The sequence below is a fragment of the Streptomyces sp. NPDC052107 genome, assembly GCF_040680215.1.
In the GTDB taxonomy this organism is placed as follows: domain Bacteria; phylum Actinomycetota; class Actinomycetes; order Streptomycetales; family Streptomycetaceae; genus Streptomyces.
This window is the reverse complement of sequence record NZ_JBFAWG010000041.1, coordinates 23,183-37,479: the sequence shown is the minus strand read 5'-3', so window position 1 is coordinate 37,479 and position 14,297 is coordinate 23,183. Positions and strand designations below refer to the sequence as shown.

Below are 14,297 nucleotides of genomic sequence, written 5' to 3'. Positions count from 1 at the left end.
CGCGGTTTGGGGCCGTCGCCAGGTCGATTGATCACGAGGGATCAGCGGGCACGGGGCACATTGCCTGACCTGCCGGCCTACTGAGCGGGTTCCGCGGCGCGGTTGGGGGGCCTCGGGTGTGTACGGCGCCCGGGGTCCCCGTCCGCGTCAGGAGCAGACCTTGCCGTCCTTCGGCGCCGTCCCGTTCAACAGGTAGGTGTTCACCGTCGAGTCGACGCAGTCGCTGCCGTTGCCGTACGCCCCGTGTCCCTCGCCCTTCCAGGTGAGTTCGACGCCGACGTCCTTGCCCAGCTCGTCGGCCATTCTGCGGGCGCCCTCGTAGGGCGTGGCCGGGTCGCCGGTGTTGCCGACCAGCAGGATCGGCGCCGCTCCCGGTGCGCTGGCCTCCGGAGTCGTGTACTGGCCCGGCACCGGCCAGTCGTGGCACCAGCCGGCCGTGTCCCAGCCCAGGAAGTCCCCGAACACCGGCGAGATCCGTTCGAACTCCGCCAGCCGCTTCTTCGTCTCGGCGGGCGTCGGCCGCTCCTTCTCGTCCAGGCACGATATGACCCGCTGGGAGTGGGTCGTGGTGCCGTAGTGGCCCGAGGAGTCCCGCTCGTCGTATTGGTCCGCGAGCGCCAGCAGTGGTGAGCCGTCGCCCTTCTCCGCCGAGTTGAGAGCAGCGGTCAGCCTCGGCCAGCCGGCCTCGCTGTACAGCGGCACGATGATTCCGGTGAGCGCGAGGGTCTCGGTCAGCTTGCGTCCGGACGTGGCCGGCAGCGGATTCGCGTCGATCCGCTTCAGCAGGGTCGCGATCTTCCGGCTGCCCTGTTCCGGGTCCTGGCCGGTCGACTTCAGGTAGTCGTCCAGTGCCCGCTGGAAGCCGCGGGTCTGGTTCTCGGCCTGGCCCACCGTGTCCGCGGTCGGGTCGACCACCGCGTCGAGGATCATCCGTCCCACCCGCTTCGGGAACAAGTGGGCGTACACACCTCCCAGTTCGGTGCCGTAGGAGATGCCGAAGTAGTGCATCCGCGTATCGCCGAGGACCTGGCGCATCAGGTCCATGTCGCGTGCGGTGTCGGTGGTGGACACATGGGCCAGCAGCTTGCCGGCGGCCTTCTGGCAGCCCTTGCCGAAGTCGGCGGCGTCCTGGAGGAACACCTTCTCCTCCTGTGCGGTGTCCGGTGTGCCGTCTACGTCCTCGGCGGCCTCGATCTGCCGGTCGCCGCGACAGCGGACGCCCTCACTGGCGCCGACCCCGCGCGGGTCCCAGCTCACCAGGTCGTAGCGCTCACGGAGTTTCGAGACGGTGTCCGCGTAGTACGGCATCATCTCCAGCCCCGAGCCGCCGGGGCCGCCGAAGTTGAACAGCAGCGAGCCGATACGGTTCCCGCCCGTCGCCCGCGCGCGGATCAGCGCCAGGTCGATCGTCGTACCGTCCGGCTCGGACCAGTCCAGCGGCACCTTGAGCATCGCGCACCGCCAGTCGCCGCTCGGCGCGGGGGCGTCCCCCGTGGCCTTGCACCCGTGCCAGTCGAGGTGCTGGGAAGTGAGGGAGGCGGGCAGGTCCGTCGCCGGAGCCGACGGGGGAGCCGCGCTCGTGCCCTTGTCCTCGCCGCCCTCGTGCCCCTTCCCGTTGCCGCCCCTGTCCGACGAGCCGCCGCAGCCGGCCACCAGCAGCGCCGCGGCCACCGCGGCCGTCCAGCGCAGGAATCGCCTCATGCGCACCCCCCTCACAGGCCCTTCGCGTCGTGCCGCGCCGGGCGTCCAGGCCATGGTAGGCACACCCGGCCGATCCCGTGGCGGCCTGTGGATAACGCTCTGACCAGCTAGTTCTTCGCAGCTGCGGGGTTTTCAGGCTATGGGACGTTTCAGGCCCCGGGGTGTTTCAGGAGCAGACCGCGCCGGCCTTCGGTTCCCGCCCCTCCAGCAGATAGCCGTTCACCGCACTCTGCACGCACCGGTTCTTGCTGTCGTACGCGCCGTGACCCTGGCCCTTGTACGTCAGCTCGACGGCGACGCCCTTGCCGAGCGCGTCCACCATCTTCTTCGCGCCCTCGTACGGGGTGGCCGGGTCGCCGGTGTTGCCGACGACGAGGATGGGCGCCGAGCCGGGCGCGCTGACGTCGGGATGGTCGGCGGCACCCGCCACGGGCCAGTCGGTACAGCTGAGCATGCCCCAGGCCAGGTAGTCCCCGAACAGCGGGGAGGCGGCACGGAACTCGGGCAGCTTCTGCTGGACGTAGTCGGCGGTGTACCGCGGCTTCTCGTCGGCGCAGTTGATGGCGATGTTCGCCGCGGTGATGTTGCTGTACTCGCCGTTCTGGCTGCGGCCGTTCATCGAGTCGGACAGCAGCATGAGGATCTTGCCGTCGCCCGCGTACGCCTGCTCCAGGCCCTCGGTGAGGTACTCCCAGAAGTCCTTGGAGTACAGGGACTGCGCGATGCCGTTCGTCGCGGCGGTCTGGGTGAGCTCGCGCGGCGCGATGCCGGGGATCGGCTTCTTCTCCAGGTCGTTCAGCAGTTTCGCGATGCGGTTCTTCACGTCCTGCGGGGTGGTGCCGATCGGGCACTCCGTGGTTTTCGAGGTGCAGTCCTTGGCGTAGTTGTCCAACGCGAGCTGGAAGCCCTTGGCCTGTCCGAGCGAGCTCTGTTCGGGGTTCTGCGTGGGGTCGACGACGGCGTCGAGCACGGCCCGGCCGACGTTCTTGGGGAACAGGTGGGCGTACACGCCGCCGAGTTCGGTGCCGTAGGAGATGCCGAAGTAGTGCAGCTTGTCGTCGCCGAGGACCTGGCGCATCAGGTCCATGTCGCGGGCCGCGTCGGTGGTCGCCACATGGGGCAGGACCTTCTTGGAGTTCTTCTCACAGGCGGCGTTGAACTGCTTCGTACGGTTGAGGAGTTGGGTCCGCTCGGCGCTGTCGTCGGGGGTCCCGTCCTGCTGGAAGTACGTGTCCAGCTGGGCGTTGGTCTCGCACTCCACCGGCGCGCTGCGGCCCACCCCGCGCGGGTCGAAGCTGACCAGGTCGTAGCGGGTGCGCAGGGCGGCGTAGTCCGAGCCGAACGCGGGCAGCGTGCTGACGCCGCTGCCGCCGGGGCCGCCGAAGTTGAACACGAGCGAGCCGATCCGCCTGCTCGCCGGGCCGCTGGCCCTGGCGCGGATCAGGGCGATGCCGATGGTGTCGCCCTTCGGCTTGCTCCAGTCCAGGGGTGCCTTCATGGTGGCGCACTGCCATGTGCCGCCGTTCGGCAGCGGAGACGGGGCGCTGCCGCCGCCCTCGGCCTCGGACGGAGCCGGGCAGTCCTTCCAGTCCAGCTCCTGCGCGGTGGGGTCACCGGCCTCGGCGTCGTCGCCGCACCCGGCCAGCAGGGTCGAGAGCAGCAGGGCAGTGGTGGTCAGGGCGGCGGCGCGCAGCCGGGTGGGGTTCGCCATGTTTCCATCCTGGATGCGCGCACGCCGGGGCGCGCGGGGCGCGAGCCGTACGAGGTACAGGCACACCCGCGCCGGCGAGGTACGCGCGTGCCCCTACAGGGCTCCCTTGCGGGTGAGCTGGTTGAAGGCCAGCCAGCCCGGCAGCACCGGCAGCCACAGCGTGAGCAGTCGGTACAGCAGGACGGCCGGGGCGGCGACCTCCTTGGGCAGGCCGACGGCGATCAGGCCGACCGTCAGGGTCGCCTCCACGGCGCCGACGCCGCCCGGGGTGGGCGCCGCGGAGCCGAGCGCGTTGCCGGCGAGGAAGACCACGGCGACGCTGGCGATGCTGAGTGAGGTCGAGCCGTCGCCGAACGCCCGGATGGAGGCGTCCAGGCACATCACGAAGCAGAATGTCAGCAGCAGGATGCCGCCGATGCCGGTGATCAGCTTCTGCGGCCGCTGCACCACATCGAGCATGCGGGGCACGACACCCGCGAACAGTGACCGCACGCGCGTGACGACGAATTTCCGCAGGAACGGCACCGAGGTCACCACCAGCACCAGCACCGCGACCGTCAGGAGGCCTGCGATGACCGTCCGGGACGGCGACAGCGACGGCGTCTTCTCGGTGCCGGTGAGATAGCCGAAGGACAGCAGCATCAGGATGTGGAAGCCCAGTCCGGCCAGCTGCGAGGCGCCCACGCTGGCCACCGCGAGCCCCGGCCGGACCCCCGAGCGCTGCAGATACCGCGTGTTGAGGGCCACTCCGCCGACCGCGGCCGGTGCCACGATCTTCACGAACGAGCCGGCCACCTGGGCCGCCACGGCCCGCAGGAAGGGCACCCGCTCCGGCACGAACCCCAGAAGCTGCATCGCCGCCGCGACATAGCTGACCGCCGAGAACAGCACGGCGGCGGCGACCCAGCCCCACTGGGCGTGGGCCACGAGCGGCCCGAACTCGATGTGCGTGAGCTGCGTCAGCAGGAAGTACGCCCCGATGGCACCGGCGATGACGCTGATCAGCGTGCGCGGCCGCACCCGCTCCAGCCGGGCCGGCTCCACCGGCGCCTGCGGCCTGATCCGCAGCACCTCATGGCGGATCTGCGTGAGCAGATCCTCCTCACGCGCTTCCTCGAGGGCCTCGTCGATGGCCCGCTTCTCCGCCCGCGCCTGGGCGCGTACGGCTTTCTTGTCGGCTTTGCCGACGGCCTCCGTGCCCTCCGCTGCGGCTTCCTCCGCCCGCACCTGCTTGGCCTGCCGGGATGCCTCCAGGACCGCCTCGCGCTCGCGCTGGGCCTGCTCCCGGGCCAGTTTGCGCAGCGTCGCGCGCGTGGAGCGGGTCAGGGCGATCGGCTGGAGCAGCGGCAGACAGTCAGCGACCGCGTCGGGTCCGAGCACCCTCACCGCCGAGGCCACCGTGCGCTCGGCGCCCACCCGCAGACCGAGCGTCGTGAGCAACTGGGCCACGTCCATGCGCAGCAGCAGCTCGCCGGCCGCGATCTCACCGCCGCGCAGTTCGGCGAGGATCACCCTGCCGGAACGATCCACCAGAATCGCGTCACCTGCGAGTCGGCGGTGAGCGATGCGCCGCGACTGCAGCGCCTGCACCTGGTGCCAGGTGTTGCGCAGCAGCTCGTCGGTGATCTCCTCGTCGGCCAGCGAGTCGAGGGTGCGCCCGCCGGTGTGCTCGTAGACGAGCATGACGGCGTCGGGACCGAGTTCGGAGGTGGCGATCAGCTTGGGCGCGTTGGCGCCGGCCGCGATCGCCGCGTACGCCAGCAGTGCCTCCTGTTCCAGCGCCTGGCGCAGCGACTGGAGGCTGGAGCGGGTGGCGAAGCCGCGCAGGGTGAGATTGCGCCACGCGCGGTAGAAGAAGCCCTGGGCCTGCTGTTCCCGGTCCACGACCGTCACGTCCAGCGGCGGGCCGTCCTCCAGGGTGACGAAATAGCGTCGGCCGCGGTCGCCGTTCTCCGTCTCCACGGCCTCCTCGCGGGCCGCGCTGACGGGATGGAAGCCCACGTGCCTGAGGCCGGCCATCAGGGTCTGCCCGGTGGGCCGAACGTTGGGGGAGCCGACCGCGTACAGCGTGCCGTAGGCGATGGTCCAGCCGATCAGCACCGTCAGGATGATCGAGAACGGGGTCGTGTAGCCGGTGACCAGCATCGAGAACGCGTCGAGCAGCAGCACGATCCACAGCACCGCGCGCCATCTGGGTCTGCGGGACATGCCGACGGCCGTCATGTAGGCGATGACGGGTGCCAGATATCCGTGCACGGGGTCGGTCAGGGCGTGGATGTCGCCCGGGGAGGGCTGGGTGAGCGCCTCCTGGATCGAGTCCGGGGCGGCCCGCGCGACCCACAGGTCGGTGGCGAGGGTCACTCCGTGGGCGAGGACCGCCGCGAGGACGCCGTCGGCGATGCGCAGTCCGTCGCGTTTGATCAGCCGTTCGATCGCGAAGGCGACCGGCACCAGCAGGATGGCGATGCTGGACGCCAGCCCCGCGATCTTGATGAGCAGGTCGGGGGCCTGACCGGTGCCCTTGTTGATGTCTTGCTCGAAGCCCGAGGTGGTGCCGTGCGCGAACGCGGCGATCGCGAGCAGCACCACGATGGCGAGCACGCCCACCAGGAGCCGCATGAGGTCCGAGGGGCGGTGCACGCGCGCGGGGAGCAGCGGTTCGTCGCCCTCCACGGCCTCGGCGTGCGGATCGTCGTCTGCGCCCGGACCGTGACCGGGAGGCGTGTTCTCCGGGACGTGCGCTCCCTCGGTGTCGTCGTTTCCGTCGGCCGCGCTCTTCTTCCGCGCACGCGTGCCGTCGTCTGCGCTGGCCTCACGCGCGTGCGTGCTGTCGTCGATTTCACGTGCGCGCGTGCTGTCGTCGATTTCACGTGCGCGCGTGCTGTCGTCGATTTCACGTGCGCGCGTGCCGTCGTCCTCCGTGCCGCCGGCGGTGTCGGGGCGCGCGGCGGCGTCAGGGGTGCCTGCCGCGCCTTCGGGGTGCACGCCCTGCTGCTTCATGGTCTCTTCTTGGTCTCGTATCACCAGTCACCGCCCGCACGATGGTGGCATGCCCCACCGACACACGGGGGCATCAGGGTGTGGATGCGCGGGCGCACAGTCTGTCGGAAGCGCCGCCCGGGGGCGAGAGGGCCGTTCCGCGCGGTCCGCGCCGCGATGTCGGTGGGGTGCGGCAGGATGGGTCGAATGAGCGAGCAGAGCCCTGCCGAGGACACCCACGAGGAGTACGCGGACGCGCTGCCGGAGTACGCCGAGCGGGTCCTCGAGGTCGCCGAGCGGATCCCGCCGGGGCGGGTCATGACGTACGGCGATGTCGCCGAGTGGCTCGAGGAAGGGGGACCGCGCCAGGTCGGCCGGGTGATGTCGCTCTACGGAGGCGCCGTCCCGTGGTGGCGTGTGGTGCGCGCCGACGGGGCGCTGCTGCCCGGCCACGAACTGCGCGCGCTCGCCCACTACCGCGCGGAGGGCACGCCGCTGAAGGTGGCGGCCAGGAGCGCCGAGGGCCATCTGCCGCGGATCGACATGCGGCGGGCCCGGTGGGACGGCGGGGCGGACGCGGTGGGTCACACCTGACAGCTTCCGCCATCCGATGCCCTCGGGGAGAGCCCGTCGCCCGTACGGGTGACTCGGGGGACATCCGTGGCATGACGTACGTTCGTGGGATGTGGGACGCACGTGGCACCAGCGCCGCGAGGGAAGAAGCGGAAGCCATGCTTCCGTCCGGTGCGGCGGCGTAGCGTCGGCTGCACGCGTCCCCCGCACCCCGCGGCCACCGCCCCGCACGCGTGACCGCCCGCCCATCAGCACGAACACCAGGACCGGCCGATCACGTGAGCTCCTCTTCCTCCACCAGGCGCCTGCCGCACCCACCGGTGCGGCAGGGGGGCCGTGGCGCTTACCGACTGGTCCGTACCCCGCCGGCCGCCGTCGACCCCCCTCGTCTGGACGCAGCACAGCGCGCCGTGGTTGACCACCGCGCCGGCCCCCTGCTCGTCCTCGCCGGTCCCGGCACCGGCAAGACCACCACCCTCGTCGAGTCCGTGGCCGCCCGGATCGCCCGCGGCGACGATCCAGAGCGCATCCTGGTGCTGACCTTCAGCCGCAAGGCCGCCGTCGACCTGCGCGACCGTATGGCCCTGCGCATCGGCGCCGCCCGGGCGCCCCGCGCGACCACGTTCCACTCGTTCTGCTACGCACTGGTGCGCGCCCACCAGGACAGCGGTGTGTTCACCGAGCCGCTGCGGCTGCTCTCCGGCCCAGAGCAGGACGTCACCGTCCGCGAGCTGCTCGCCGGGCAGCCCGAACTGCAGCGGCTCGGACTGGCGCATGTGCGCTGGCCCGACGAACTGCGCGCCTGCCTGACCACACGTGGCTTCGCCGACGAGGTTCGCGCGGTCCTCGCCCGCAGTCGCGAGCTGGGCCTCGGCCCCCATGCGCTGGACGCCTTCGCCCGCCGTATCGGCCGCCCCGACTGGCGCGCCGCGGCCGCGTTCCTCGCCGAGTACCTGGACGTGCTCGACATGCAGGGCGTGATCGACTACGCGGAACTGGTCCATCGCGCGGTCCTGCTCGCCCGCCGCCCCGACACCGCCGCACGGCTCGCCGCCCAGTACGACGCCGTGTACGTCGACGAGTACCAGGACACCGACCCCGCCCAGGTACGGCTCCTGCACGCGCTGGCCGGCGGCGGACGGACCCTGTTCGCCTTCGGCGACCCCGACCAGTCGATCTACGCCTTCCGGGGCGCGGACGTGAACGGCATCCTCGACTTCCCGGCGGCCTTCCTGCGCGCGGACGGCCGCCCCGCCCCCGTCGAGGTGCTGCGCACCTCCCGCCGCTCCGGCGCCGCTCTGCTGGCCGCCACACGCCTGATCACCCAGCGCATGCCGCTGCCCCGGCTGCCCGCCGACAAGGTCCGCGCCCACCGTGAGCCGGCCGCCCTGCGGGACGGGGGTCGCGTTGAGGTCTACACGTACCCGACGGCCGGTACAGAACTGGACAACATCGCGGACATCCTGCGCCGCGCGCACCTGGAGGACGGCGTCGCCTGGAGCGACATGGCCGTCCTGGTCCGGGCCGGTTCCCGCACCCTGCCCACCCTCCGCCGCGCCCTCACCGCGGCCGGCGTCCCGCTGGACATCGACGGCGACGACCTGCCCCTGCGCCACGAGCCGGCGGTGGCCCCCCTGCTGACGGCCCTGCGCGCGGTGGCCACGGCGGAGGCCCGGAGCCACGAGGAGAACGCAGGCGCGCTCGCCCCTTCCGAGGAACCTGAGGAGACCGCCTCTGAAGAGGCTGTCGCCGCGGACGTCGCTCCCGAAGACGCTGCCCTCGAAGACACCGCGCAGCCGGCCCCCGACATCTCCTGGCTCGACACCGAGTCCGCGCTCACCCTGCTCGCCTCCCCCCTCGCCGGCATGGACCCGGCCGACCTGCGCCGCCTCGGCCGTGCCCTGCGCGAGGAGGAGCGGGCGGCCGGCAACCCGCTGCCGCCCCCCTCCGACGCACTGCTCGCACAGGCGCTCGCCGAACCCGAGCGCCTGGCCGTGCACGACCCGGCGTACGCACGCGGGGCGCAGCGCCTCGGTGCGCTGCTCCGCAAGGCCCGCGAACGCCTCGCGGACGGCGGTACGGCCGAGGAGGCGCTGTGGGACCTGTGGGAGGGCACGCCGTGGCCCACGCGCCTGGAACGAGCCGCGCGGCGCGGCGGCGCGGCCGGCCGCAACGCCGACCGGGACCTGGACGCCGTCTGCGCGCTGTTCGCCGCCGCCGCGCGCGCGGAGGAGCGCACCGGAGGCCGCGGCGCGCTGAACTTCCTGGAGGAGATCGCGGCCGAGGACATCGCCGCCGACACGCTCACGCGCCGCGCGGTACGCCCCGACGCCGTCCGTCTGATGACCGCGCACCGCGCCAAGGGCCTTCAGTGGCGGCTCGTCGTCGTCGCCGGTGTCCAGGAGGGCCTGTGGCCCGACCTGCGCCGCCGCGGCTCCCTCCTGGAGGCCGACCGCATCGGCCGCGACGGACTCGCCGAACCGCTCACCCCCGGCGCACTGCTCGCCGAGGAGCGCCGCCTGTTCTACGTGGCCGCCACACGCGCGCGTGACCGCCTCGTCGTCACCGCGGTGAAGGCACCGGCCGACGACGGCGACCAGCCGTCCCGCTTCCTGACCGAGCTCGGCGTCGAGCCCCGGGACGTCACCGGCCGCCCCCGCCGCCCGCTGTCCGTGGCCGCGCTCGTCGCCGAGCTGCGAGCCACCACGGTCGACCCGCGCGCGTCCGCCGCTCTGCGGGAGGCCGCCGCACGCCGCCTGGCCCGGCTCGCCGTCCTCGCCGACGAGGACGGCCGCCCGCTGGTCCCGTCCGCGCACCCCTACCGCTGGTGGGGCATGTACGACCCCACGGAGAGCAAGGTGCCGCTGCGCCACCGCGACCGGCCGGTCGTGCTCTCCGGCAGCGCCCTCGACCAGCTCGCCAACACCTGTGCGCTCCAGTGGTTCCTCGGCAGAGAGGTGAAGGCCGACGCCCCGGCCACCACCGCACAGGGCTTCGGCAACGTCGTCCACGTCCTCGCCGACGAGGTCGCCTCCGGCCGCAGCCCGGCCGACCTCGACGTCCTCATGGAGCGCCTGGACTCGGTGTGGAACGCGCTCGCCTTCGACGCACCCTGGAAGTCGCAGCAGGAGAAGGACAACGCGCGCGTGGCGCTCGAACGCTTCCTGAACTGGCATGTGCTGGACCACACCGGCCGCACCCCGGTGGCGAGCGAGCAGGACTTCGACGTCACCCTCGAAGCCGGTGACTACCAGGTCCGCATCCGCGGCCAGATGGACCGCGTGGAGACGGACGGCGAGGGCCGTGCCTACGTGGTGGACTTCAAGACCGGCAAGCAGGCACCCAGCGCCGCCGAGGTGGCCCGCCATCCCCAGCTCGCCGTCTACCAGCTCGCCGTCCACGAAGGCGCCGTCGACGAGGCCTTCGACGGCGTACGTCCCGAGCCCGGGGGCGCCGAACTGGTGCACCTCAGGCAGGGCGCCGCCAAGCGCGACGGAGGCGACACCCTGCCCAAGGTGCAGACTCAGGAGCCGCTGGCGGGGGAGTGGGTCGGCGAACTGCTGGCCACTGCTGCCGGCAAGGTCCTCGACGAGCGGTTCGCGCCGAACACCGGCCAGCACTGCACCCACTGCGCGTTCCGCGCTTCGTGCAGCGCCCGGCCGGAGGGGCGGCACGTGGTCGACTGAGCCACCGCCAGGTGCCGGGGTGACGCACGGCACCACATACGCTGACCTGCGCTTCTTCCTCCCCGGAGGGCAGATCCGCGCTCGACTGTCAGTGCCCGCCGCTAGCCTTCCGACATGCCCGCCCGTATCAGCGACCCCGAGCAGCTCAAGGAGCTCCTCGGCATCCCGTTCACCCCGGAGCAGACGGCCTGCATCATCGCGCCGCCCGCCCCGCAGGTGATCGTGGCCGGAGCCGGGTCGGGCAAGACCACCGTCATGGCCGCCCGCGTGGTCTGGCTGGTCGGCACCGGCCAGGTCGCCCCCGAACAGGTCCTCGGCCTGACCTTCACCAACAAGGCCGCCGGCGAGCTGGCCGAACGCGTCCGCAAGGCACTGATCAACGCCGGCGTCACCGACCCGGACGTCATCGATCCCGACAACCCGCCCGGCGAGCCCGTGATCTCGACGTACCACGCCTTCGCCGGCCGCCTCCTCACCGACCACGGTCTGCGCCTCGGTCTGGAGCCCACCTCCCGGCTGCTCGCCGACGCCACCCGCTACCAGCTCGCCGCGCGCGTGCTGCGCGAGGCCCCCGGCCCCTACCCCGCGCTGACCCGCTCCTTCGCCGACCTCGTCAGCGACCTGCTCGCCCTCGACTCCGAACTCGCCGAACACCTCGTCGACCCCGAGGAACTGCGCTCCTGGGACGCGGACCTGCTGCGCACCCTCCAGAGCGCCAAGCTCACCAACGCCGACCTGCGCAAGGTGCCCGAGACGGCCGCCGCCCGCCGCGAACTGGCCGACCTCGTCCGCCGCTACCGGACGGCCAAGCGCGAACGCGACCTGCTCGACTTCGGCGACCAGATCGCCCTTTCCGCCCGCCTCGCCCGCATTCCCGAGGTGGGCCGGCTGCTGCGCGAGGAGTTCCGCGTGGTGCTCCTGGACGAGTACCAGGACACCTCTGTGGCCCAACGCGTCCTGCTCGCGGGCCTGTTCGGTGGAGGTACGGGCCATCCCGTGACCGCGGTCGGCGACCCCTGTCAGGCCATCTACGGCTGGCGCGGCGCCTCCGTCGCCAACCTGGACGACTTCCCCGCGCACTTCGCGCACGCCGACGGCCGCCGAGCCACCCGGCAGGCCCTCAGCGAGAACCGCCGCAGTGGCGGCCGCCTCCTCGACCTCGCCAACGGCCTCGCCGAACCCCTGCGCGCCATGCACGCGGGCGTGGAGGCCCTGCGCCCGGCCCCCGGCGCCGAGTACGACGGCACGGTCCGTTGCGCCCTGCTGCCCACCCACGCCGAGGAGCTCGACTGGATCGCCGACTCGATCGCCCACCTCGTGCACACCGGCACGGCACCCGGCGAGGTCGCCGTACTGTGCCGTACGGCGACCGACTTCGCCGAGATCCAGGGCGCCCTCGTGGCGCGGGACGTCCCCGTCGAGGTGGTTGGCCTGTCCGGGCTGCTGCATCTGCCCGAGGTCGCCGACCTCGTGGCCGTCTGCGAGGTCCTGCAGGACCCCGGCGCCAACGCCTCCCTGGTGCGCCTGCTGACCGGCCCGCGCTGGCGCATCGGCCCCCGCGACCTCGCCCTGCTGGGCCGCCGCGCCCGCCTGCTGGTCGCCCACGCACGCGTGGACGACGCCGACGACCCCGACGGCAGGCTCGCCGCCGCCGTCGAAGGGGTCGACCCGGCCGAGGTGATATCGCTCGCGGACGCCCTCGACACCTTCCTCGAAGCACCCATGGACGCCGAGGCGGATGACGACGGGCTGCCGTTCTCGCCGGACGCGCGCGTGCGCTTCGCCCGCCTGGCCGCCGAACTGCGCGACCTGCGCCGCTCGCTGTCCGACCCGCTGATGGACGTCCTGCACCGCGTCCTCGCCGTCACCGGTCTGGAGGTGGAGCTGTCGGCGTCCCCGCACGCCCTGGCCGCCCGCCGCCGCGAGACCCTGTCCAACTTCCTGGACGTCGCCGCGTCCTTCGCGGCGAGCGACGGCGAGGCCACCCTGCTCGCCTTCCTCGGCTTCCTGCGCACCGCAGCGCAGTACGAGAAGGGCCTCGACAACGCCCTGCCCGGCGGCGAGAACACCGTCAAGGTGCTCACCGCGCACAAGTCCAAGGGCCTGGAGTGGGACGTCGTGGCCGTCCCCGGACTGGTCAAGGGCACCTTCCCCAGCGCACAGGGCCGCGAGAAGTGGACGGCGCAGGCCAAGGTGGTGCCGCACGCCCTGCGCGGGGACACCGACACCCTGCCCGACGTCGACAGCTGGGACGCGCGCGGCATGAAGGCGTTCCACGAGGCCATGAAGGACCACCAGCACACAGAGGAGCTCCGCCTCGGCTACGTCACCTTCACCCGCCCCCGCTCCCTCCTGCTCGGATCCGGCCACTGGTGGGGGCCCAGCCAGAAGAAGCCGCGCGGTCCCTCCGACTTCCTCCAGGCCCTTCACGACCACTGCGCCGCCGGACACGGCGAGATCGAGGCCTGGGCCGAGGAGCCCGCCGAGGACGAGGAGAATCCCGCCCTGCACACGGCCGGCGTCGACCAGGTGTGGCCGCTCCCGCTGGATGCCGCGGCCCTGGCCCGCCGCCGCGCGGCCGCCGAGACCGTCCTCGCCCACCTGGACGCCCTCGCCGCCCAGGACGCCACCCACCCGCCGGCCGCCCACGACCCCGCCGCCCTCGACGACCCGGACTGGCCCCCGCCCCCGGACGAAGAGGACGGGCACGACCAGGACCCGTACGGCGAGCGACCGTACGAGGGCATGCCCGAGGATCCGTACGGGGACGAGCTTCCGTACGACGGCGGCGGCCCCGATGCGCAGGATCCCGACAGCTGGGACTCCTGGAGCGCCGAGCGGCCGACCGTTCCCCACCAGGCGCCCGCGCCCGGCGCACGCGCTCCGCGCACCACCGATGCCGCGCCCGAGACCTCTCTCACTCCCGAGGAGGCCCGCACCATCGCCTCCTGGGACCGTGACCTGGACGCGCTCACCGGAGAGTTGCTGCGCGCCCGGCAGACCGTTACCGACGTCCCGCTGCCCGCCGCGCTCACCGCCTCCCAGCTGTTGCGCCTGGCCGAGGACCCGGACGGGCTCGCGCAGGAACTCGCGCGCCCCATGCCACGCCCTCCGCAACCGGCCGCACGCCGGGGTACCCGGTTCCACGCCTGGGTCGAAGCCCGCTTCGAGGAGCTCACGCTGCCCCTGCTGGAACCGGACGAGCTGCCGGGCAGCGACGCCGAGATCGCCGACGAACAAGACCTGGAAGCCCTGAAGGAGGCCTTCGAACGCACCGAGTACGCCCGTCGCACCCCCTACCGGGTCGAAGCGCCCTTCCAGCTCACCCTCGCCGGCCGCGTCGTACGGGGCCGCATCGACGCGGTCTACAAACACGGCGACGGCGATGGGGCGACGTACGAGATCGTCGACTGGAAGACCAGCCGCACCCGTACCGCCGACCCGCTCCAGCTCGCCGTGTACCGGCTGGCGTGGGCCGAGCAGCAGGGCGTGCCGCCCGAGTCGGTCACGGCCGCCTTCCTGTACGTGCGCACCGGCGAGGTCGTGCGGCCGCGGGACCTGCCGGACCGGGCCGCCCTGGAACGGCTCCTCACGGAAGACGCCGAAACGGCACACCGGGCAAGCTGAGTGTGACGAACCGCCCGCCG

At 72.6% G+C, this 14,297-nt stretch carries 6 protein-coding genes; 3 read left to right on the top strand and 3 right to left on the bottom strand.

Features of this window, described 5'->3' with window-relative positions; translation table 11 throughout:
• Positions 1-147 precede the first annotated feature (147 nt).
• From AB0M27_RS31070 to AB0M27_RS31060, 3 genes are all read right to left on the bottom strand, one after another.
• Complete coding sequence (locus tag AB0M27_RS31070) at positions 148-1,701, bottom strand: alpha/beta hydrolase (RefSeq protein ID WP_365726519.1); 1,554 nt, start codon at positions 1,699-1,701, stop codon at positions 148-150.
• A 166-nt stretch (positions 1,702-1,867) separates the two neighbouring features.
• A complete protein-coding gene (locus tag AB0M27_RS31065) occupies positions 1,868-3,412 on the bottom strand; it encodes an alpha/beta hydrolase (protein ID WP_365726517.1) in 1,545 nt (514 codons plus the stop codon).
• 93 nt (positions 3,413-3,505) lie between these two features.
• The gene (locus AB0M27_RS31060) at positions 3,506-6,412 is read right to left on the bottom strand and encodes a lysylphosphatidylglycerol synthase transmembrane domain-containing protein (protein ID WP_365726515.1); all 2,907 of its coding nucleotides are present in this window, start codon (positions 6,410-6,412) and stop codon (positions 3,506-3,508) included.
• Positions 6,413-6,598: 186 nt separating this feature from the next.
• Here AB0M27_RS31060 and AB0M27_RS31055 point away from each other — a divergent pair, with 186 nt between their 5' ends.
• The 3 genes from AB0M27_RS31055 to AB0M27_RS31045 all read left to right on the top strand — a co-directional run bounded on the left by AB0M27_RS31055 (position 6,599) and on the right by AB0M27_RS31045 (position 14,277).
• A complete protein-coding gene (locus tag AB0M27_RS31055) occupies positions 6,599-6,985 on the top strand; it encodes an MGMT family protein (protein WP_365726513.1) in 387 nt (128 codons plus the stop codon).
• Between the two features lie 257 nt (positions 6,986-7,242).
• Positions 7,243-10,650 carry an ATP-dependent DNA helicase gene (locus AB0M27_RS31050; protein WP_365726510.1) on the top strand — a complete coding sequence of 1,136 codons (3,408 nt, stop codon included), beginning with the start codon at positions 7,243-7,245 and terminating at the stop codon, positions 10,648-10,650.
• A gap of 114 nt (positions 10,651-10,764) precedes the next feature.
• A complete protein-coding gene (locus AB0M27_RS31045) occupies positions 10,765-14,277 on the top strand; it encodes a UvrD-helicase domain-containing protein (RefSeq protein ID WP_365726508.1) in 3,513 nt (1,170 codons plus the stop codon).
• Positions 14,278-14,297: the final 20 nt, after the last annotated feature.